We start from the raw sequence: 18,841 nt of genomic DNA, 5'->3' as shown, positions 1-18,841 counted from the left end.
TGGCTTGGGATACCAAGCCATACTGATCAATCAAAAATCAATTAACCTTTCTGCACCAAATAACGATATTCAGTATTGCTATTTTCATCCAAGCTTTCTTCTTTGAGCAATAACTCATGTCCCAAATGCATACAAAACTTAGGGATATCCCATGACGTGGAAGGATCGGTTGCAAACACTTCAACAACATCCCCTGACTTTGCTCTACGGATCGCTTGATGTAACATCATCACAGGCTCAGGGCAACGTAACCCTCTCGTATTGAGTTGAACAGTAGCAAGTTTTGATTGTTCAGACATCATAAAACTCAAATATTCGAATTTTCATATTTTAACATAAAGCGACGATTTAGAAATCTATCACTCCATTATGAAAAACTGTACGTTTTTTGCATCGTTTTATTGATGCATATCTGCTTTTTCTTCGGTATGATGAAAATCATCTAATTGATATAGAGAGTCTTTAGGAAAGATCATGATCGAGGAATCCAGTCCGTCGTGGGGTATGCGCGGCCTAAGAAAATGGTTAGGTACCGCACCTGAAACCCGCGATGAATTACTCAAGTTAGTCCAAGACTCACGTCGCTTTTTAGAGCCAGATACTGTTGCTATGCTTGAGGGTGTTCTTGATCTGCCAGCAACAAAGATTCGAGAAGTCATGACCCCGCGTACAGCGATGATTAGCTTACAAGAAGATGACCAGTTACTCGATATCTTGGATGTCCTCATTGATTCAGCACATTCTCGTTTTCCTGTATTTTCAGCCGATCAAACTGATAATGTCGTTGGCGTTCTACTCGCAAAAGACCTTTTACCGTTTTTAACTGATCGCAATGTTAAAGTCGATATTCGTGCCTTAATGCGTCAGCCAGTCTTTGTCCCTGAAAGTGCGCGTACCGACCAAGTGTTGCGAATGTTAAAAAATACGCAAACACACATTGCAATTGTGATTGATGAATATGGTTCAACGTCTGGTTTAGTGACACTCGAAGACATTCTTGAAGAAATTGTGGGTGAAATCGAAGACGAGCATGATATTGCGGATGAAGAAGCGTTATATATCGTGCCAGACAATGACCCAACCACAGCCAATACATGGATCGTTCAAGCGCTTACACCAATTGAACATTTCAACACAATTTTAAATGCTGATTTTTCTGATGATGAAGTTGAAACTATGGGCGGCCTACTGCTACAAGAAATTGGCTTAGTCAGTGATTTACAAGGTCAAACCATTGAGCTTGATGATTGGCAATTTACCATTATTGAAGCAGATGCACGTACTATTCATCTGATTCGAGCTGTCCGTCCATGAGAACCTATTTTGAAAAACTGTTAAACCCTTCTCAACCACAAAAACAGCTTCCTTTTATTGTTCCACTGTTGATTGCACTCATATCGGGTGCAATCTTTAGTTTGGCACTTGCACCTTATTATTTTTGGTGGCTGGCGATTTTGTCACCAGCATTGCTATACGCGGTGTTACGCCAACGTAGCCCTAAACAAGCTTTCGTTTTAGGCTGGGCCTATGGATTTGGCTTATGGTTTGTTGGCGCATTTTGGCTCTACACCTCAATCCATGTCTATGGCGATACCAATGCAATTCTCAGTGTGCTGATGATCGTCGTCATGGCACTATTGATGGGATTATTCACTGCTTTTCAAACATGGTTGTATCGTCGTTTTTTTCCAGAAACTCCACTGACCTTTGCGCCACTTTGGGTCTTGTTTGAATGGGCTAAAACTTGGGTATTTACTGGTTTTCCATGGCTATTTGCAGGATATGCCTTTACTGAACGATTATTAGACGGCTATGCACCATTATTTGGTGTTTATGCCGTTTCATTTGTAGTGATCGTGCTTGCATGTGCCTTAGTCGAGATTTTAAATCGACGTTGGTTTTGGGCGATTCCATCGGTATTGTTGGTCTTAGGTGCATGGGCTGTTGGCTATATTCAATTCGTACAACCTAAAGCAGCTAAGCCGCTCAGCGTTTCGTTGATTCAAGGTAATATTCCACAAGATCTTAAATGGTTAACCGAATACCAGATCAAAACCCTCGAAATTTATGCAAAGTTAACGCGTAAAGAATGGGGCCGTGACCTGATTGTTTGGCCGGAGTCTTCGATTCCGCTATTTCAGACAGATATTCCTGAATTCTTAGCGGCAATGGATAGCCAAGCCCAAGCATCAGGGAGTGCATGGGTCACTGGTATTCCATATTGGGATATACCTAAATCACAACAAGTTGGTGAACCTCAGTACTACAACAGCATTATGGCTTCTGGCAGCGATTCTTCTGGTTTATATAAGAAACAACGCTTGGTTCCATTTGGTGAATATATTCCTTTATCTGGTTTGCTGAAATGGGTACTACCCGCTATGCAAAATGATGTCAGTATGGCTGGTTTTTCTAGTGGTGCAACTGAACAAAAACCATTGACGGTAAAAGGACATGCTTTAGCAGCCGCTATTTGCTATGAAGTCGCCTATCCCAACTTGACTCGCCGCAATGCATTAAATAGTGACTTTCTCATTACGGTTTCTAATGATGCGTGGTTTACGGGTACAGCGGGACCTTGGCAACATTTACAAATGGTACAAATGCGTGCCAAAGAAAATGGTCGTTGGTTTATTCGTGCCACCAATACAGGTGTTACCGCATTTATTGACCACCATGGTCATATTGTAAAGCAAGCGCCAATGGATCAAGAATTCGTGCTACGTGGTGATTTACCCGCGATGCAAGGGCAAACCCTATATAGCCGTTTAAGTGATTATCCGATTCTGATCTTTTCAGTTCTTTTACTGATAATGGGTTGGTTCTATCGTCCTCGCAAGGTCGATGTTTCGTTCAAGTCACGGCGATAATATAAAAAGAGCGTTTTAAAATAAAACGCTCTTTTTTTGAATCAATAAAAAATCAAAATTCCAGTGATAATTGCACACTTAAATACGCGACTAAACTGGATAAAAATAACATCGGAATATAGCGATAGGCTTTAAACAAAAGCTGCTCATAGTCAGAAATGAATGCTTTATTATCCCAAACACTGGTTTTCAAAGCGCTTAAAAAGCAAAGTACAAACCAAGCACTCAACATACTTAGTGCAAAAAAACCAATCATGATTTGGCTACTGCCTTCTGTTTTTTGCCACAGATTTAATGCAGTTTGACTAATTGGCAACAAACTTAAAATGAGCAACACAGATTTAAGCATGGCCCAATGAAACTGATTCAGTTCATCCAACACAAAAAAAGCTTTCATCTGCGACCTCCCCAAATATCATATTTATGATCTAGATTTATTATGCAAAGCTTTGAACTAAAGGAAAAGACTATTTTTATGCATAGTTTCTTTTTCTTGTAACTATTAAATATGGGAATAGTTCTTATTATAACTATCAAACAGTCATTATTTTATTATATTCTTATATTTCAAATATTTAGATTATATTTTAGAATCAAGAAACATTATCACTTCACTCTTGATTTATTTGATGATTGAATGAAGTGATATCTTGAATTAAAAATTATGGCTGGTAATAAATATCTGCATCATTGCCTTCACCACCTTCTTTACCATCCGCACCAAACGAATATAAATCAAATGAACGACCTTCACGGCCAGGCATCACATATTGCAAATCATTTTCCCAACTGTCTTTCGGATAACCACCTTTAACATAACCACCCGGTAACCAGTTTTTTGCAGATGCTGGTTGATTAACCAAAGCATCTAAACCACCATCCTGCATTGATGGGTAACGGCCATTATCTAATTTATATTGATCTAATGCACCAGCCACACCTTTTAAAGTAATGCTGGTGGTATCGACTTTGGCTTTTTCACCACGCCCCATCACATTGGGTACGATCAGTGCCGCTAAAACACCTAAAATAACGATAACAACCATTACTTCAATGAGGGTGAAGCCAGTTTGCTTTGCATACATTTTTTGATTCTTCATTTTCATCTCAAACATCAAATTTCCTAGATCATATTATTCATATTAATAATTGGCAACATAACCGCAATGACAATCACCAAGACAATCGCTGCCATAAAAACCAGCATCAAAGGTTCAAGTAACGCCAACATCGTTGATATAAATGTGGTGACCTCGCGATCTTGCATCGTAGATGCACGGTCTAACATGCGATCCAATTCACCTGATGCTTCACCACTTCGGATCATTTGTACCATCATTGGTGGAAAATAACCGCATCGCTCTAACTGCGTTGCCAAATTACCACCTTCTGTTACACGTTCCATTGCGACTTGAATCGCATCACGTACCACCCAGTTATTGCTCACTTCTGCACCAATGCGAAGTGCTTCTACTAAAGGTACGCCTGATCGAGTCAGAATGGACAGGGTGCTGGCAAATCGTGCCGCATTTATACCACGTGAAAGTTTACCGAATAATGGCAATCTGAGCGTTAATCGGTCAAATGCATAATGCCCTGCGGTGGTTCGTAAAAAGCGTGTGAATAATACAATGACAATAAAAGCCAACAGCAATATCCCAATCCATGTTTGCTTGATGAATGCACTGGCTTTCATCAACAACACCGTAATCCATGGCAATGCTTCTTTACTCTGCTCAAAAGTCTTCACAATTTCAGGAACCACATAGGTCATTAGCCCCATGACGATCGCAAATGACATCAGCATCAGGATAATCGGATAGATCATCGCACCCTGAATTTTCTTTTGCATCGCAAAACGATTTTCGGTGTAGTCAGAAAGCTGATCTAAAATCAGATCTAAATGCCCTGAGCGCTCACCTGCTGCTACGGTTGCGATATAAAGTTCAGGAAATCGTCCTGATTGTTGCATCGCTTGTGCAAGCGAATGACCTTCCATGACTTTTGATCGCACGGAAGACAGTAAGTTTTGCACATGCGATTTTTCGCTTTGTTTACTGACTGCACGTAATGCTTCTTCAAGTGGAATACCTGCAGCAACCAGTACCGAAAGCTGACGGGTCATCAATGCTAAATCGTAAGCACTAAAGCCTTTTTTAAACCATGCGTGCTGTTGTTGTTTATCTTTTTGTTCAACGGTTTCAACCGCAATCGGTGTCCATGCTTTATCTCGTAACTGTTGACGAATTTGACGTGCGGAATCTCCCTCAAGCACACCTTTGTGTTGCTTTCCAGAAGCATCAATAGCAGTAAATTGATAAGCTGGCATGGTTCTGTTCTAATTGTCCAAAATGTTGTTGTTAAGCTGCGTCCTTGTAAGGGATAAGAAGCCAAAGTGTCGCAAGTCATCTGAGGCAGATTGACCTTATGCACAGCACTGTAGCACAGGGCTGATTGATATTTCATCCATGTCTTGCTTTATCAGCTAAAATGATCCAAACAAGGTATGAAATCGTACCATTTAACACATGAATAAAGCCTATATGCCTACCGAAAATTCTAACGCTATTCTTTACCGTATTCGAGTCACCATACCTGTATTTGTGTATGACATGTTTGACTACACAGTCAGTGCTGAGCAATATGCACAAGCACAGGTGGGTGCACGCGTTGCAATTTCTTTTGGTCGACAAAACCTTGTTGGCATTATTACTGAAAAAGTTGATCCTAACGAGCCATTTACGGGACAATTCAAGCTTAAAGCCATCACTGAACTACTCGATCAGCAGGCCATTATAGATCAGCAAGTTTTAACTTTGGTGACATGGTCAGCGCAATATTATCAATTCCCCATTGGCGAAGTCATGCAAAGTGCTTTGCCCACATTATTAAGACAAGGTCGTGCTTTAGATATTCTATTTCACCAGTGGCTTATTGTACCGCACGACAACCCTGATGCTTTATTAAAACGCTCTCAAAAACAATATGATGCTTACCAAGTATTAAAATTACATCCGCAGGGTACCACTGAAAATATTTTAAATTTGAGTGGCGTAGAAACAGCAACACTGAAAGCATTGGAAAAAAAGGGGCTAATTGAGTGTCGTCTTGAGCCACATGATTTCACCCCGACGCCTGTGCAATTGGCACAAGTGCCACTCACCCCGAATGAAGATCAGAAAAAAGCCATTCAACAGATCCTCAAAGCACAACAGCATTATCAAGCCTTTTTACTCGATGGCTTAACTGGTAGCGGTAAAACCGAAGTGTATTTACAGGTGATGTATGAGGTATTAAAACAAGGCAAACAAGTATTGGTACTGGTGCCTGAGATTGGTTTGACTCCACAAACGGTTGCTCGCTTTAAATCACGCTTTCATTGTGATGTGGCATTGATGCACTCTGGTTTAAATGATTCAAAGCGTTTACAGGCATGGCAACATGCGCAAGCAGGCAAGGCATCAATCATAATCGGCACTCGCTCAGCGATTTATACACCACTTCCTCATCTCGGCTTAATCATCTTAGATGAAGAGCATGATCTCTCATACAAACAACAAGAAGGCTTTCGCTATCATGCTCGCGATGTCGCCTTATATCGAGGACATTTGCAAGGCTGCCCCGTGATTCTAGGCTCTGCCACACCAAGTATTGATAGTTATCATTTGGTGGAGTCTGGAAAACTGCATTTGCTCGAACTCAATCAACGTGCTGGCGTCGCTGTACTCCCGAAAATGCATGTGATTGATTTAAAAATTGCCAAGAAAAAACATGGCATCAGCCAAAATTTAATCGAGCAGATCAAACTGACCTTAGAGCGCAAAGAACAAGTGCTGATCTTTCTCAATCGTCGAGGTTATGCACCGATTCTGATGTGTGAAAGTTGTGGTTGGCAAGCCAATTGCCCACATTGTGATGCCCACTTTACCCTGCACTCTCAACCTTATCACTATTTGCATTGTCATCATTGCGGTACGATTCATCGACTACCTGATGATTGCCCTGCATGCCAAAAGAAAACGCTCAAAACCATTGGTGCGGGCACAGCAAAACTTGAAGAACACTTACAAGAACTTTTCCCTCATCATGAGGTCATTCGAGTTGACCGTGACAGTACTAGTCGTGTCGGAAGCTGGCAAAAAATTTATGATCGTATTCAGCAGAACAAACCTAATATTTTGTTGGGTACACAAATGCTGGCCAAAGGACATCATTTCCCTCATGTGACGCTGGTGGCGATTTTAGATATTGATGCAGGTTTGCTCAGTGTTGATCTACGTGCGCCTGAACGTACTGCACAATTGATCGTTCAAGTTGCAGGCCGTGCAGGTCGTGGTGAACATAAAGGTAGTGTTTATTTACAAAGCCTGCGCCCAGATCATCCCATGCTCACCACTTTGATTAGGCATGACTATCGGACTGTCGCGAAGCAAATGCTGGCAGAACGCAAGATCGCCATGCTGCCCCCTTATCGTTATACGGTGTTGGTTCGTGTAGAGTCCAAAGATCGAGCATATAGCCAACAATTCTTAGCTGAAATCGCGCAACAATTCAGAACGATGGCTGCTGATCTAGTCGATATCTGGGGACCGATCCCTGCCCCGATGGAAAGAAAAGCAGGACGTTTCCGTGCCCACATGGTGATTTTGTCTGCTGATCGGGCAAAATTGCATTTTTATTTACGTCAATGGTGGCAACAAGTGGTACATTTACCTCGTCTACATCAACTCAGACTGTCGATTGATGTTGATCCACAAGAGTTTAGTTAACCCTACTTAATAAATCAGACATAAAATTTCACATGAAATATGAGACTCAAAGATGTCATTCACAACCTGTATGGTTCATTTAATATATTGTTTCTGCGATATATTGGATCACTGAAAGAAGTAAACAGGTTTTGTGGATGACAAATGGTTTTGCCTACTTTTCCCGAAAGAAAAGTAGGTCGAACCGAAGGTTTGTCCTAAAATTGGATGAGATCTCTGCAAGACTCCGTCATGATCATCCATGAGTTAAAAAATTAGAAACAAGTTAAATCCGATGTAGGTTGCTTAATGTCTTTATTACTCCCGATCATTTTTTTACTGGCTGCGACTTTAATTTTTGTTCCACTGGCAAAACGCTATGCCGCAAGCACTGTTTTGGGTTATCTCATTACAGGGCTTTTGCTTGGTTCGAGCGTGTTCGCACTGATCACCGATACACAACTGATTCGCCAATTGACCGACTTAGGCATGATCATGTTGATGTTCTTTATCGGTTTTGCTTTTCGTCCTCGACACCTCTGGATACAACGTCGCAGCATTTTGAAAAGTAGTGGTGTTCAACTCGGCGCTATCACCCTCATTTTGGTGAGTATTGGCTTTGTGCTATCACAAGACCTTCTCAGCAGTATTATTCTTGGTCTGGCATTGGCATTTTCTTCAGTCACTTTAATTCAGCAATTACTGCATCAAAAACACCAACTCAATAGCACATTCGGACAGTCAGCCTCAGCCTCTTTACAGTTCCAAGTTTTCATTGCGATTATTTTAATTGCACTTTTTCCCTTATTAGAAGATACCGCAACCACTCAACACGGCATTGCTTATTTTGCTGCGATCATTGCCACTGTTTCAGGCTTATTCCTAGCCAGTCGTTATCTGGTTCGCCCAGCATTTCGCTTTTTGGCTCGTCATCATAGTCTTGAACTCATTCCAATACTAAGTTTGCTTGTGGTTTTGGCGGTTATTTTGATCATGGATATTATCAACATCCATGTGTTGATTGGCGCTTTCTTAGCAGGATTATTACTCACAGAAACCGAATTTAAAGCAGAAGTTGAACGCATTATTCATCCTTTTAAAGATGCGGCAATTGGACTTTTTTTCCTTGCGATCGGTTTGGGGCTTTCACTTAGCCCCCTATTGCAATCACCATTATTGATTCTCGCATCTATTCTTATTTTAGTGATCATTAAAGCAGGCGTGGTTGCTGCTATCAGCTATTATCAACATCGTCATGCCAAGTTAAGTACCCTGCTTGCAGTGACGTTGGCACAAAGTGGGGAGTTGTCATTTATCCTGCTAAAAATTGCTGAAAGTGAAAATGTATTGGCCTCTAATATATTCGAATCAACCATGCTGATTGTTTTCGGTTCAATGCTATTCACACCCGTATTGTATTGGTTGGTCAACGCTAAAATATTGCCAATGATATTGAAAAAAGTGCCTATTCCAACTGAAGATGTACCACAGCATCCGATTCTAGTGGTCGGTTTTGGTCGTTTTGGACAAGTAATTGCTCGAGCTTTACATGCGCAAGGCAAGCAATTCAGCATTATTGACAGCAATCAACCTGATGCCGATTTTATGCAGAAATATGGACATCGCTTCGTTGATGCCGATGTGACCCAAGTTGAGAACCTACGAGCTGCGGGGATTGAGTATTGTAAATTACTGATCCTTACCATTGATGATGTAGAAGACAGCATGAATCTAGCACGTTATCTGCGTTTGAATTATCCAGACTTGACCGTATTGGTTCGTGCACGAGATCGCCATCATGCCCATCTGTTAAATGGTCTAGGCATTCGACATATTTGGCGCGAAACCTATTTATCTTCATTGGATATGGCGCAGCAAGCATTAATTGAAACAGGCCTGTCTAACGAAGAAGCGCAAATACAGATTGAACAATTTAAACAACAAGATCTGCAACTGCTTGAGCAACAGCATTGGTCACATTCAGAGTATGATTCGATTGAGGCTTATCCAAATGCGATTGCGGAACTCGAATATTTGTTTGAAAATACAAAAATCATCACGCAAGATCGTGTGCAGGGTGAACAAACTAAACAAAGTGATGCAAATTCACCCAATGAAACATCTTGAGTTTTAGCAAACAGACACCATTATTGACTGCATAACCATTCACCTTTTTATAAAAGCCCTAAGCGCTTTTCAAGGCAAAGCGTTGCTTTGTTTTCCCCCTTACGGGGTGCTGGAGAAAAATATGTCTGATTTACGCCAACGCTTTTACATCGAAGACTGCCCTATTCGCGGTGAAGTGGTTCATTTAGAAGAAGCACTACAAACCATTTTGGCGCAACGCGATTATATGCCTGCAGTACAAAGTCTATTGGGTGAGATGTTAAGTGCAACCGCCTTACTTGCCAGCACACTAAAAATTCATGGGCGTATTAGTTTACAAATTCAAGCAAGTGGCACATTCAAATGGGCAATGGCAGAATGTAATCATTTAGGTGAAGTGCGTGCGCTGGCTGATTATGAAGAAGACCCAAGATTTGTAGAGGGTACAGATAGTCGTACGGTTCTTGCTGCATTGACCAATCCGATTTTGTTCATCAACATTGAACCTGAACATGGCGAACGTTATCAAGGGATTGTACCGCTTGATCAACCGACTTTGGCGGGTTGTTTAACTCAGTATTATGATTTATCTGCACAAATCCCCACACATATCGTCTTGGCAACTAATCAGAAACGTTCAGGTGGTTTATTGATTCAACTGCTTCCTCGTAATGATGAAGAAGAGCAGAAACTGGTTGATGAGGATTTATGGCCGCGTTTAACTATGCTGACTGAGACTTTAAAGCCTGAAGAATTGACTGATCTTTCTGCCAATGAAATCTTATATCGTCTTTATAATGAAGAAGAAGTTCGTTTGCCTGAAGTAGAACAGCTAAAGTTTGGGTGTACTTGTTCGAAAGAGCGCTGTGCCAATGCACTGATCCAAATCGGAGTTGATGCGGTACATGAAACACTTGAAGCACAAAATCCAATTCAAATGGATTGCCAGTTCTGTAATACGCGTTATGAGTTTACTGCTGAAGAAGCTTTAGGCTTGTTCGGTGAGCATTTGAGTTAATTAGTATTAGCTTAAATTGATGTTTTAAAGTTGGTTACCCATTCAAATATAATCATGTGGTAACCATCTTTCAATTTTTATACTTTTTCAATTCAACAATATTTTGAAATTATTTTTTTCTGTTCTGCTCGATCAAAGAAAGAAAATAGTCTTGTATACAACCATCTAACGCTTCATCCCCATTTTTTAGATTAAACTCATCATCAGCTTCACCTAAATCACTAGTACCATCAAGTACCCCCAAAAAAGTTGAAATAGTATCAACCATGATTTGATGAATTATTTCAAAGAAAACTTCTTTATTCTCTTCAGGCAAAGAATCAAATAATGATTGTGCCTTTTGCCAGTATGGATCTTTCACATCCTCTATTTTTGTATTAAAAAATAATTTCTTATAAAGAATTAAATTTTCATCGACAATATATTCGTTTATTTTCTCTGCAAATTCTTGAGAATTCATTTGATAACCTACTTTTAAATTTCATTTAAGATGTTTGGGATAACCTTTATACTGTGAAGTATAAAGGTTCTTGCTGAAACAATATCAACACACATCCCCTCTATTTTTTCCTGCTTAATCGTCAAATAATAGAATGAAAAGTAATAGATTATGACGATAAACAATGACAAAGAATTACTACGAAGAACTAGGCGTGACCCGCGATGCCTCAGCAGATGAAATCAAAAAGGCCTATCGCAAACTCGCCCGCAAATATCATCCCGACATCAGCAAAGAAGCAGATGCCGAAGAGAAGATGCAAGCGATCAATGTCGCCTACGACACCTTAAGTAATGCGGTTAAAAAAGCTGAATATGATCAGATGTTAGATCATCCACAAGGCTTTGGTGGTTTTGGTCAAGGTAACCCGCAAGGCAGTGGATTTGATGGCTCACAATTTTATCGTCAAAGTTCAGGTGATGGTGCTGACTTTAGTGGTTTTGAAGACTTATTTGGGCGCTTCGGTTCTGGGTTTGGTGGTGGACAACAACGTTCGCAACGCCAACAACGTAGCTATCGAGGTGAAGATCAACATGCCAGCATCCAAGTGGATATAAGTATTGCTTATCATGGTTCTACACAGCAAATTACCTTACAGATTCCAACCTATAATGTTTATGGCGAACCTGAAATTCAGCGCAAAACATTAGAAGTCAAAATTCCTAAAGGAATGAAAGAGGGTCAACAAATTCGTCTCACAGGTCAAGGGCAAAGTGGTATTAACGGCGGCGAAAATGGTGATCTTTATATTGAAATTCAATACAACGATACCGATCGAATTCGTGTGGAAGGTGCGGATGTATACCAAACCATTGATGTTAGTCCTTGGGAGGCAGGTTTAGGACAAAGTATTGGTGTGAATACGCCCGCAGGACAACTCAATGTCAATTTACCTAAAAATGCAAAGAATGGACAACAATTACGTTTAAAAGATAAAGGCATTCCAAATAAAATCGCAGGACATCTTTATCTGATCATTAACATCGTTTTACCACCAGCACATAGTGAACAAGAGCAACAAGCCTATCAGCAATTTGCTGATGCTTTCTCCTCTTTCCAACCTCGTGCAAGATAAGGAGTAAGATCATGACAACGATTCAATACAAAGAAATCCAATATGATGGCCACTGCCAAATTGAAATCATTGATGAGCAACTGGCATTAGATCTTGAGCGTTTTGCCGAAACCTGTGGTCAAAGTACAGAGTGGGTACTCAAGCTGATTGATTACGATATTTTGCAAGTCCAAGTTGATCCGCAAAGTTATCAATTTATTGGTGAAGATGTCGCACGTGCACGTCGTGCATATCGTCTACAACGCGACTTTGACGCGAGTTTATCGGCGGTGGCGGTCATGCTAGATCTAATCGATGAAGTGCAACAACTGCGTAAACAGTTAAAACATTTTCATTGAGTTGTTTTAAAAATGGCCAAACATTTTATTTCAGTTTGGTCATCTTCTCGACTTCTTTCAGCGTTTGCTTGATGGGTTCATAATCTAAGAACCATAATATATTTACATTACGCTGCTTATGCTGCTGTGCCAATAAATCAATCACGCTACGCTCTCCCCGCCCAACCAAATGCTGTTGATAAAAGTAGTACAGTAATAAAATTGTGCTCATTAACATCACGCCCAGCATAATCCAAAATCCAATCGGTGATTTTAATCCTGGAATAAACTCAAAATTCATACCATACACCCCAGTAAGTAAAGTGAGGGGAGCAAAAATAGCGGTAATAATTGCTAAGATTCTCATATTTTCATTGGTCTGATTGGCGATCGCAGAAAAATGTAAATCAATAGCAGATTGAATCGCATTTCTTAAACGTAATGTATGCTTTTGTACGCGCTCAATATGGCTCATCAAATCATTCAAACGTACCAGTAGTATGTCCTGTGTCTTATGTTTTTGTTTAGTCACAACATGGTGATAATTGTCCACCAATTCATCTCTAAACTCTTGTAAGGTCTCAATTTGTTCCTCACATAAATTTTCGATTTGTTGAAATGCCATGTCTTCATGAAACAGTTGATGCCATTGTTTAAAACGACGATTTCCTTGTAATAATTGTTGTTGCCAATGTTCAACTCGGCGGGTTAAGGGCGTGCGCAAATTTAAATAGCCATCGATCATGCTATTCAGTAGTCTTAGGGATAAGTCGGCTGGCGTAGTGGGCAACTTACGTGGCTTATTTTGCTCAGTAATCGTCCGCTCCATAATAAGTTGGATACGCTGAATATAACTCTCTACCGTCATATTGCCCTGTTCTCTTACACTGACCAAGATATTCGGCGTAAGAATGAAACTCATTGGAGTCGTTGTTAAACCAAATATATTCTCATGTGAATCTGAAACATTTCCACTCTCATAAATCTGATCATCAGGGCTAATCAATTTACGGAAAATCAATAAATCATATTCTTCAACAGTATCAAAAGCACAGGGATGCTCAATATTCAATAAGTCTTGCATGTGAAATTCATTTAATACAAGTCCCGTATGCTCATAGATATTGTTTTGCCATGACTCGGCATGATTAACAAGATCTTGTCTTAAACTGTCTACCCATAAAAACTCAAGCGGGTGATCGGGTTGTTCTTCTGCACTAATAAAAATTGTATTTTCACGATTATGACGATAAAAATAATAAAGCTGCATAACTCTGATATTCATTTAAGCCCTAAAATATCTTGCCACAAAAAAGTCCGCATTTAGCGGACTTTTTTGTATTGCTCAGCGTGATTACGCTTGTTCAATATCTTTCATCGTCAATTTGATACGACCACGATTGTCTACATCAGCAACCTGAACTTTAAGCTCTTGGCCTTCTTTTAAGACATCAGATACATTCGCAATACGCTCATTCGAGATTTGTGAAATGTGAAGTAAACCATCTGTACCCGGCATGATGTTTACAAACGCACCGAATTCAACGATACGAATCACTTTACCATCATAGATTTTACCTGGTTCAACTTCAGCAGTAAGCGCTTGGATTTTTGCAATCGCAGCTTTAGCAGCCGCTTTAGTTTCACCAAATACGCGAACTGTACCATTATCTTCGATATCAATCGCAGCTTTGGTTTCTTCAGTGATAGCACGAATTGTTGCGCCACCTTTACCAATCACATCACGAATCTTGTCTGGATTGATGTTGATCACTTCAAAGGTTGGTGCATGTGCATTGATTTCAGGACGCGCACGTGAAATCACTTTGTTCATTTCATTGAGGATGTGCATACGACCAGCAAATGCTTGGTTAAGTGCAGCTTCCATGATTTCTTCAGTGATGCCTTCAATCTTGATGTCCATTTGAAGTGCAGTAATACCATTGGCAGAACCAGCAACTTTAAAGTCCATATCACCTAAGTGATCTTCATCACCCAAGATGTCAGAAAGAACTGCAAAACGCTCACCTTCCTTCACTAGACCCATTGCGATACCAGCAACAGGTGCTTTCAATGGAACACCTGCATCCATAAGTGACAATGAAGCACCACATACAGAAGCCATTGAAGATGAACCATTCGATTCTGTGATGTCAGATACGATACGAATCACGTACGGGAAGCGATCTGCTGCAGGAAGAACAGCCTGAACACCACGACGTGCCAAACGACCATGACCGATTTCACGACGTTTAGGACCTGATTCACGACCTGTCTCGCCTACAGAGTATGCAGGGAAGTTATAGTGCAACATGAAGTTATCAGTTTTAGTACCAGCAAGGGTATCTACCATCAACGCATCACGTGTATTACCTAAAGTCGTTGTCACTAAAGCTTGTGTTTCACCACGTGTGAATAATGCAGAACCGTGCGCACGGCCTAATACACCTACTTGAACGTCGATCGCACGAACTGTTTGGTTATCACGACCATCAATACGCGGTTTACCTGACAAAATGTTGTCACGTACAGTACGGTATTTAAGGTCTTCAAATAATTCGTTTACTTCGTCAGCAATACCAGTTTCGTCATTTTCAGGAACGAACTGTGCAACCGCTTCTGCATAAAGTGCGTCAAGTGCTGCATAACGGTCTTGTTTAACCGCAATGGTATATGCATCAGAGATTTTAGCTTCAAATGCTGCTTTTAATTGCTCAAGCAATGCTTCGTTTTTGCTTGGTGCAACCCAAGTCGATTCAACTGCACCCGCAGCAGCAGCAAATTCTTTAATCGCTTGAATCGCGATTTGCATTTCATCATGACCAAAAAGTACAGCACCCAGCATTTGGTCTTCTGAAAGTTCTTTCGCTTCAGACTCAACCATCAATACTGCTGATTCTGTACCAGCAACAACAAGGTCAAGATCACTTTCTTTTAACTGTTCGTGGTTCGGGTTAAGAACGTATTCGCCGTTGATCAAACCAACACGTGCACCAGCGATTGGACCACGGAATGGAACACCTGCAATTGACATTGCAGCTGAAGTACCGAGCATTGCAGCAATGTCAGCATCCATAGTTTTGTCAGAAGAAATAACCGTTGCTGTTACTTGGATTTCGTTATAGAAACCTTCTGGGAACAATGGACGGATTGGACGGTCAATGAGGCGTGAAATTAAAGTTTCAGCTTCAGACTGACGACCTTCACGTTTGCCATAACCACCTGGGATACGACCCGCAGCATATTGTTTTTCTTGATAGTTAACAGTAAGTGGGAAGAAGTCTTGCCCTGCTTTTGCTTTAGGTTGAGCAACTACAGCCACAAGTACAGTGACACCACCCATCGTTACAACAACAGTATTCGCTTGACGCGCAACACGACCCGTTTCTAAAACAACTTGATGTTGACCAAATTGGAATTCTTTACGAATGATATTAAACATTGACATGTATTTTAATTTCCTAGTTTTAATTCTAGTGAGACCCCTAAGGTTTGGCATTCAGACTACAACTGCTGTGTAGATAAATGACAAAGCTTAGAAGCCATCGCACTAGACCAAAGATTTTTAAAAAAGTTAAACACAAAGAAGGAGCGAACATTCGCCCCTTCTATAAAATCACCTAAGATAGATTAGGTGAAACTTTCTTCTCAGTGATAAAGCACTGTGACATGCGAAATACCGAAAACAAAGCCAAATCGAATTAACGACGTAAACCTAGTTCGCCGATCAAAGCAACATAACGACCGTGATCTTTACCATTTAAATAGTCAAGAAGTTTACGACGTTGGTTAACCATACGAATCAAACCACGACGACTATGGTGGTCGTGTTTGTGTTCTTTAAAGTGGCTCTGTAAATCATTAATTTGAGCAGACAATAAAGCAACTTGTACTTCTGGTGAACCAGTGTCGTTTTCAGCACGAGCAAATTTAGCGATGATCTCTGCGCGATCTGCGTTTGTTAAAGCCATTCGATTTCTCCGAGATGCTTAAAAAATAAATGATATTGATCAGTTCTAAGAACTGACTGCCGTGCATCACTACAGCAAGTTGGCTATTTTAAGTGATCTCTGACTATATTGCAAAAATGTTTTAACAACACGGGCATTTCGGCAGCTGACAGCCCGAATAAAAAGAGGCACACTAGCTGAGTTCTGTTTTCAACTTATGACAGAAAGGAAAGAAAACGAAAAAATGCGAGGGAATCGTGAAAATTTTATCAACCAATACCTGTTATGTACCCCATGATTTGAATCAAGTCATTCGCTCTAAAGATGAAGTTGCAGCTGAACTTGGGGGAATGACCGATGCTCAGATTGGAAAAATTTGGAACAGTGTCGAACACTTGTACAAAACAGGTAACTACCCACTGATTACCTTGTGTTTACGTCGTAAAGGACAGATTCTAATTAACCGTAGTATTGGTCATGCTCAAGGCAACTCGCCTGATGGATTAGCCGCCGATGCTAAAGTAGGGACACCTGATACACCTATTTGCTTATTTTCAGCATCTAAAATGGTCACAGCTATGCTGATCCATATGTTAGATGAGCGCGGTGATCTTAATTTACTTGACCCGATTAGCTACTATATTCCTGAATATGGTGTAAACGGGAAACGTCGTGCCACCATTTTCCATTTACTTTCCCATCGCGGTGGCATTCCTCGTATTGACAGTGAAGTCACACCAGAACTTCTTTTTAATCAAGAAGAAATTTTAAAACTGCTGTGTGCTGCCAAACCGGTATCCCCTTCAGGAACGCATCTTGCGTATCACGCCGTCACCGCTGGCTACATTTTAGGTGAAATTGTACAGCGGGTCACAGGTCAAAGCGTTCGTGAGTTTTTGGCAGAAAATATAGAAAAACCGATGGGCTTGGACTACTTTAACTATGGTCTAAAACCTGAATATCGTGCCGATGCCGCGCTCAACTACGCAACAGGCATTCATCCAAGTTTAGGCACAGATCATTATCTGCATCGTGTACTGGGCGGAGGTTTGCAGCTTGCAGTTGATGTCACCAACGATACGCGGTTTATGGATACGATTTGCCCCGCAGGAAATATTTATACCAGTGCTGAACAAGCAGGACGTTTCTTTGAAATGTTATTGAGTGGTGGTGAGTATCAGGACAAACAAATCATGAGCGCCAAAACGGTTTTCCGTTCAACGCTACCGACATCAGGGGTGAGTTTAGATCGTACCTTACTTGCACCGATGCGTTATGCTTTAGGTCCGATGCTTGGTAGTAACCCGATTGGTTTATTTGGCCCAATGACTGGACAAGCCTTTGGACATATCGGTTTCTCTAACATTTTATGCTGGGCCGATCCTGAACGTGATATCAGTGTCTCACTTTTAACGACTGGGAAATCTGTCGTCGGAACTCATTTACCGGCTCTGGCAAAGACCCTCTATCAAATCTCAACCAATTGTCCAAAAATCCCAAAAAATCAGCGTCGCTCCTTGTTTGCAACTGATCGTAGCGAAAATGATTTGGTGTAGAGATTTAACATTCAAATCCATACAAAAAAGCCCAAGTTTTAGCTTGGGCTTTTGCGCTTAATTTTTATTGTTCTCATTTTAATTTATTTTTATTGTTTATCTTTTTTATTTACTCACACTCAACCCTCTGAATATGATTCACACATCATGTTCTTTAGTACTTCATTTAGCGTTTTCCGCTCTTTGTACTGACTATTCTGTCACAAGCAATTGTGGAGAAAAATAGCATTTTTCTTATCTCCTTGTAAGCCAAAACGTACGATTCTGTATAACAATTAACTTAATAATGAAAAAGAACTGTCTGACAATGAGGTTGGCAACAAAACGATTTATTGAAGCCTCAAAAATGGCGATTCCATTTTAGTTAGACACCAGAATCCATCAAAGTGTGAATGTTCACGCTTTGAAATCAACTTATATTAGAAGTCTTTTTTTTGAGCTTTTATTTGTAAAAATAAAAAAGCCCTGTAGTCTCTCCCAAAACTACAAGGCTTAGCGGCTGTAAGTTTCCTCTTTTATCACTTACTTCACTGTAAGTTCGCTGTCATCACGACGTTATTATTATATTTATGCGATTTACCTAGCTTTCCCTACTAGGCTCTTTGTGTGTCCATAATCTCAAAAACTCGCAGATAGCTCTAGCGCCAATCTCTTGAATCCTTGTAAGCATTTTCTTACAAAGTTGTGAACTTTGAAGTATAA

16 protein-coding genes are annotated in these 18,841 nt (G+C 40.5%); 8 read left to right on the top strand and 8 right to left on the bottom strand.

The annotated features are described in order from the left end of the window. Positions 1–41: 41 nt before the first annotated feature. Positions 42–299: a sulfurtransferase TusA gene (gene tusA / locus EXE30_RS07790; protein WP_130161916.1), complete on the bottom strand. Its 258-nt coding sequence runs from the start codon at positions 297–299 to the stop codon at positions 42–44. A gap of 175 nt (positions 300–474) precedes the next feature. Between tusA and EXE30_RS07785 the strand changes: the two genes are divergently transcribed. Then, positions 475–1,314 carry an HlyC/CorC family transporter gene (locus tag EXE30_RS07785; protein WP_130161915.1) on the top strand — a complete coding sequence of 280 codons (840 nt, stop codon included), beginning with the start codon at positions 475–477 and terminating at the stop codon, positions 1,312–1,314. After that, positions 1,311–2,870 (top strand): apolipoprotein N-acyltransferase, encoded by a 1,560-nt coding sequence (lnt, locus tag EXE30_RS07780; protein WP_130161914.1) that lies wholly within the window; start codon positions 1,311–1,313, stop codon positions 2,868–2,870. The genes EXE30_RS07785 and lnt overlap by 4 nt, the downstream gene beginning before the upstream one ends. Positions 2,871–2,922: 52 nt before the next feature. Here lnt and EXE30_RS07775 read toward each other — a convergent pair whose 3' ends face one another. The 3 genes from EXE30_RS07775 to gspF form a co-directional block, all read right to left on the bottom strand. Further along, entirely contained in the window at positions 2,923–3,267 is a 345-nt protein-coding gene (locus EXE30_RS07775; RefSeq protein ID WP_130161913.1) for a hypothetical protein, read from the bottom strand. A 265-nt stretch (positions 3,268–3,532) separates the two neighbouring features. Continuing rightward, entirely contained in the window at positions 3,533–3,970 is a 438-nt protein-coding gene (gspG, locus tag EXE30_RS07770; protein WP_130161912.1) for a type II secretion system major pseudopilin GspG, read from the bottom strand. 23 nt (positions 3,971–3,993) lie between these two features. Beyond that, the gene (gene gspF, locus EXE30_RS07765; RefSeq protein ID WP_004668430.1) at positions 3,994–5,199 is read right to left on the bottom strand and encodes a type II secretion system inner membrane protein GspF; all 1,206 of its coding nucleotides are present in this window, start codon (positions 5,197–5,199) and stop codon (positions 3,994–3,996) included. A gap of 214 nt (positions 5,200–5,413) precedes the next feature. Between gspF and EXE30_RS07760 the strand changes: the two genes are divergently transcribed. From EXE30_RS07760 to hslO, 3 genes are all read left to right on the top strand, one after another. Then, positions 5,414–7,639 (top strand): primosomal protein N', encoded by a 2,226-nt coding sequence (locus EXE30_RS07760; RefSeq protein WP_407641638.1) that lies wholly within the window; start codon positions 5,414–5,416, stop codon positions 7,637–7,639. A 288-nt stretch (positions 7,640–7,927) separates the two neighbouring features. Continuing rightward, positions 7,928–9,745, top strand: coding sequence for a cation:proton antiporter domain-containing protein (locus tag EXE30_RS07755; protein WP_130161910.1), 1,818 nt, complete (start codon positions 7,928–7,930; stop codon positions 9,743–9,745). Between the two features lie 121 nt (positions 9,746–9,866). Next, entirely contained in the window at positions 9,867–10,742 is an 876-nt protein-coding gene (hslO, locus tag EXE30_RS07750) for an Hsp33 family molecular chaperone HslO (protein ID WP_130161909.1), read from the top strand. Positions 10,743–10,851: 109 nt separating this feature from the next. Here the strand turns inward: hslO and EXE30_RS07745 are convergent, their stop codons facing one another. Then, on the bottom strand, positions 10,852–11,202 hold the full coding sequence (locus tag EXE30_RS07745) for a hypothetical protein (RefSeq protein ID WP_130161908.1): 351 nt from the start codon (positions 11,200–11,202) through the stop codon (positions 10,852–10,854). 163 nt (positions 11,203–11,365) lie between these two features. Between EXE30_RS07745 and EXE30_RS07740 the strand changes: the two genes are divergently transcribed. Next, entirely contained in the window at positions 11,366–12,316 is a 951-nt protein-coding gene (locus EXE30_RS07740) for a DnaJ C-terminal domain-containing protein (protein WP_130161907.1), read from the top strand. A gap of 11 nt (positions 12,317–12,327) precedes the next feature. Continuing rightward, the gene (locus EXE30_RS07735; RefSeq protein ID WP_130161906.1) at positions 12,328–12,654 is read left to right on the top strand and encodes a chaperone modulator CbpM; all 327 of its coding nucleotides are present in this window, start codon (positions 12,328–12,330) and stop codon (positions 12,652–12,654) included. A 25-nt stretch (positions 12,655–12,679) separates the two neighbouring features. Here EXE30_RS07735 and EXE30_RS07730 read toward each other — a convergent pair whose 3' ends face one another. From EXE30_RS07730 to rpsO, 3 genes are all read right to left on the bottom strand, one after another. Further along, entirely contained in the window at positions 12,680–13,903 is a 1,224-nt protein-coding gene (locus EXE30_RS07730) for a magnesium transporter CorA family protein (RefSeq protein ID WP_130162001.1), read from the bottom strand. An 84-nt stretch (positions 13,904–13,987) separates the two neighbouring features. Then, positions 13,988–16,075, bottom strand: a complete 2,088-nt coding sequence (gene pnp, locus EXE30_RS07725) for a polyribonucleotide nucleotidyltransferase (RefSeq protein WP_171457346.1) — start codon at positions 16,073–16,075, stop codon at positions 13,988–13,990. 259 nt (positions 16,076–16,334) lie between these two features. Next, positions 16,335–16,604, bottom strand: a complete 270-nt coding sequence (gene rpsO / locus EXE30_RS07720; RefSeq protein WP_004668422.1) for a 30S ribosomal protein S15 — start codon at positions 16,602–16,604, stop codon at positions 16,335–16,337. Positions 16,605–16,840: 236 nt separating this feature from the next. Between rpsO and EXE30_RS07715 the strand changes: the two genes are divergently transcribed. Then, positions 16,841–18,139, top strand: coding sequence for a serine hydrolase domain-containing protein (locus EXE30_RS07715; RefSeq protein WP_130161904.1), 1,299 nt, complete (start codon positions 16,841–16,843; stop codon positions 18,137–18,139). Positions 18,140–18,841: the final 702 nt, after the last annotated feature.

Origin of the sequence: Acinetobacter halotolerans (assembly GCF_004208515.1) — a bacterium.
In the GTDB taxonomy this organism is placed as follows: Bacteria; Pseudomonadota; Gammaproteobacteria; order Pseudomonadales; family Moraxellaceae; genus Acinetobacter; species Acinetobacter halotolerans.
This window is presented reverse-complemented; position numbering and strand designations above follow the sequence as displayed.

What these genes read in the sequence shown, in the direction of transcription:
- tusA (WP_130161916.1), bottom strand. Translation starts at nt 299, where the DNA reads ATGTCTGAACAATCAAAACTTGCTACTGTTCAACTCAATACGAGAGGG.
- EXE30_RS07785 (WP_130161915.1), top strand. Translation starts at nt 475, where the DNA reads ATGATCGAGGAATCCAGTCCGTCGTGGGGTATGCGCGGCCTAAGAAAA.
- lnt (WP_130161914.1), top strand. Translation starts at nt 1,311, where the DNA reads ATGAGAACCTATTTTGAAAAACTGTTAAACCCTTCTCAACCACAAAAA.
- EXE30_RS07775 (WP_130161913.1), bottom strand. Translation starts at nt 3,267, where the DNA reads ATGAAAGCTTTTTTTGTGTTGGATGAACTGAATCAGTTTCATTGGGCC.
- gspG (WP_130161912.1), bottom strand. Translation starts at nt 3,970, where the DNA reads ATGAAGAATCAAAAAATGTATGCAAAGCAAACTGGCTTCACCCTCATT.
- gspF (WP_004668430.1), bottom strand. Translation starts at nt 5,199, where the DNA reads ATGCCAGCTTATCAATTTACTGCTATTGATGCTTCTGGAAAGCAACAC.
- EXE30_RS07760 (WP_407641638.1), top strand. Translation starts at nt 5,414, where the DNA reads ATGCCTACCGAAAATTCTAACGCTATTCTTTACCGTATTCGAGTCACC.
- EXE30_RS07755 (WP_130161910.1), top strand. Translation starts at nt 7,928, where the DNA reads ATGTCTTTATTACTCCCGATCATTTTTTTACTGGCTGCGACTTTAATT.
- hslO (WP_130161909.1), top strand. Translation starts at nt 9,867, where the DNA reads ATGTCTGATTTACGCCAACGCTTTTACATCGAAGACTGCCCTATTCGC.
- EXE30_RS07745 (WP_130161908.1), bottom strand. Translation starts at nt 11,202, where the DNA reads ATGAATTCTCAAGAATTTGCAGAGAAAATAAACGAATATATTGTCGAT.
- EXE30_RS07740 (WP_130161907.1), top strand. Translation starts at nt 11,366, where the DNA reads ATGACAAAGAATTACTACGAAGAACTAGGCGTGACCCGCGATGCCTCA.
- EXE30_RS07735 (WP_130161906.1), top strand. Translation starts at nt 12,328, where the DNA reads ATGACAACGATTCAATACAAAGAAATCCAATATGATGGCCACTGCCAA.
- EXE30_RS07730 (WP_130162001.1), bottom strand. Translation starts at nt 13,903, where the DNA reads ATGCAGCTTTATTATTTTTATCGTCATAATCGTGAAAATACAATTTTT.
- pnp (WP_171457346.1), bottom strand. Translation starts at nt 16,075, where the DNA reads ATGTTTAATATCATTCGTAAAGAATTCCAATTTGGTCAACATCAAGTT.
- rpsO (WP_004668422.1), bottom strand. Translation starts at nt 16,604, where the DNA reads ATGGCTTTAACAAACGCAGATCGCGCAGAGATCATCGCTAAATTTGCT.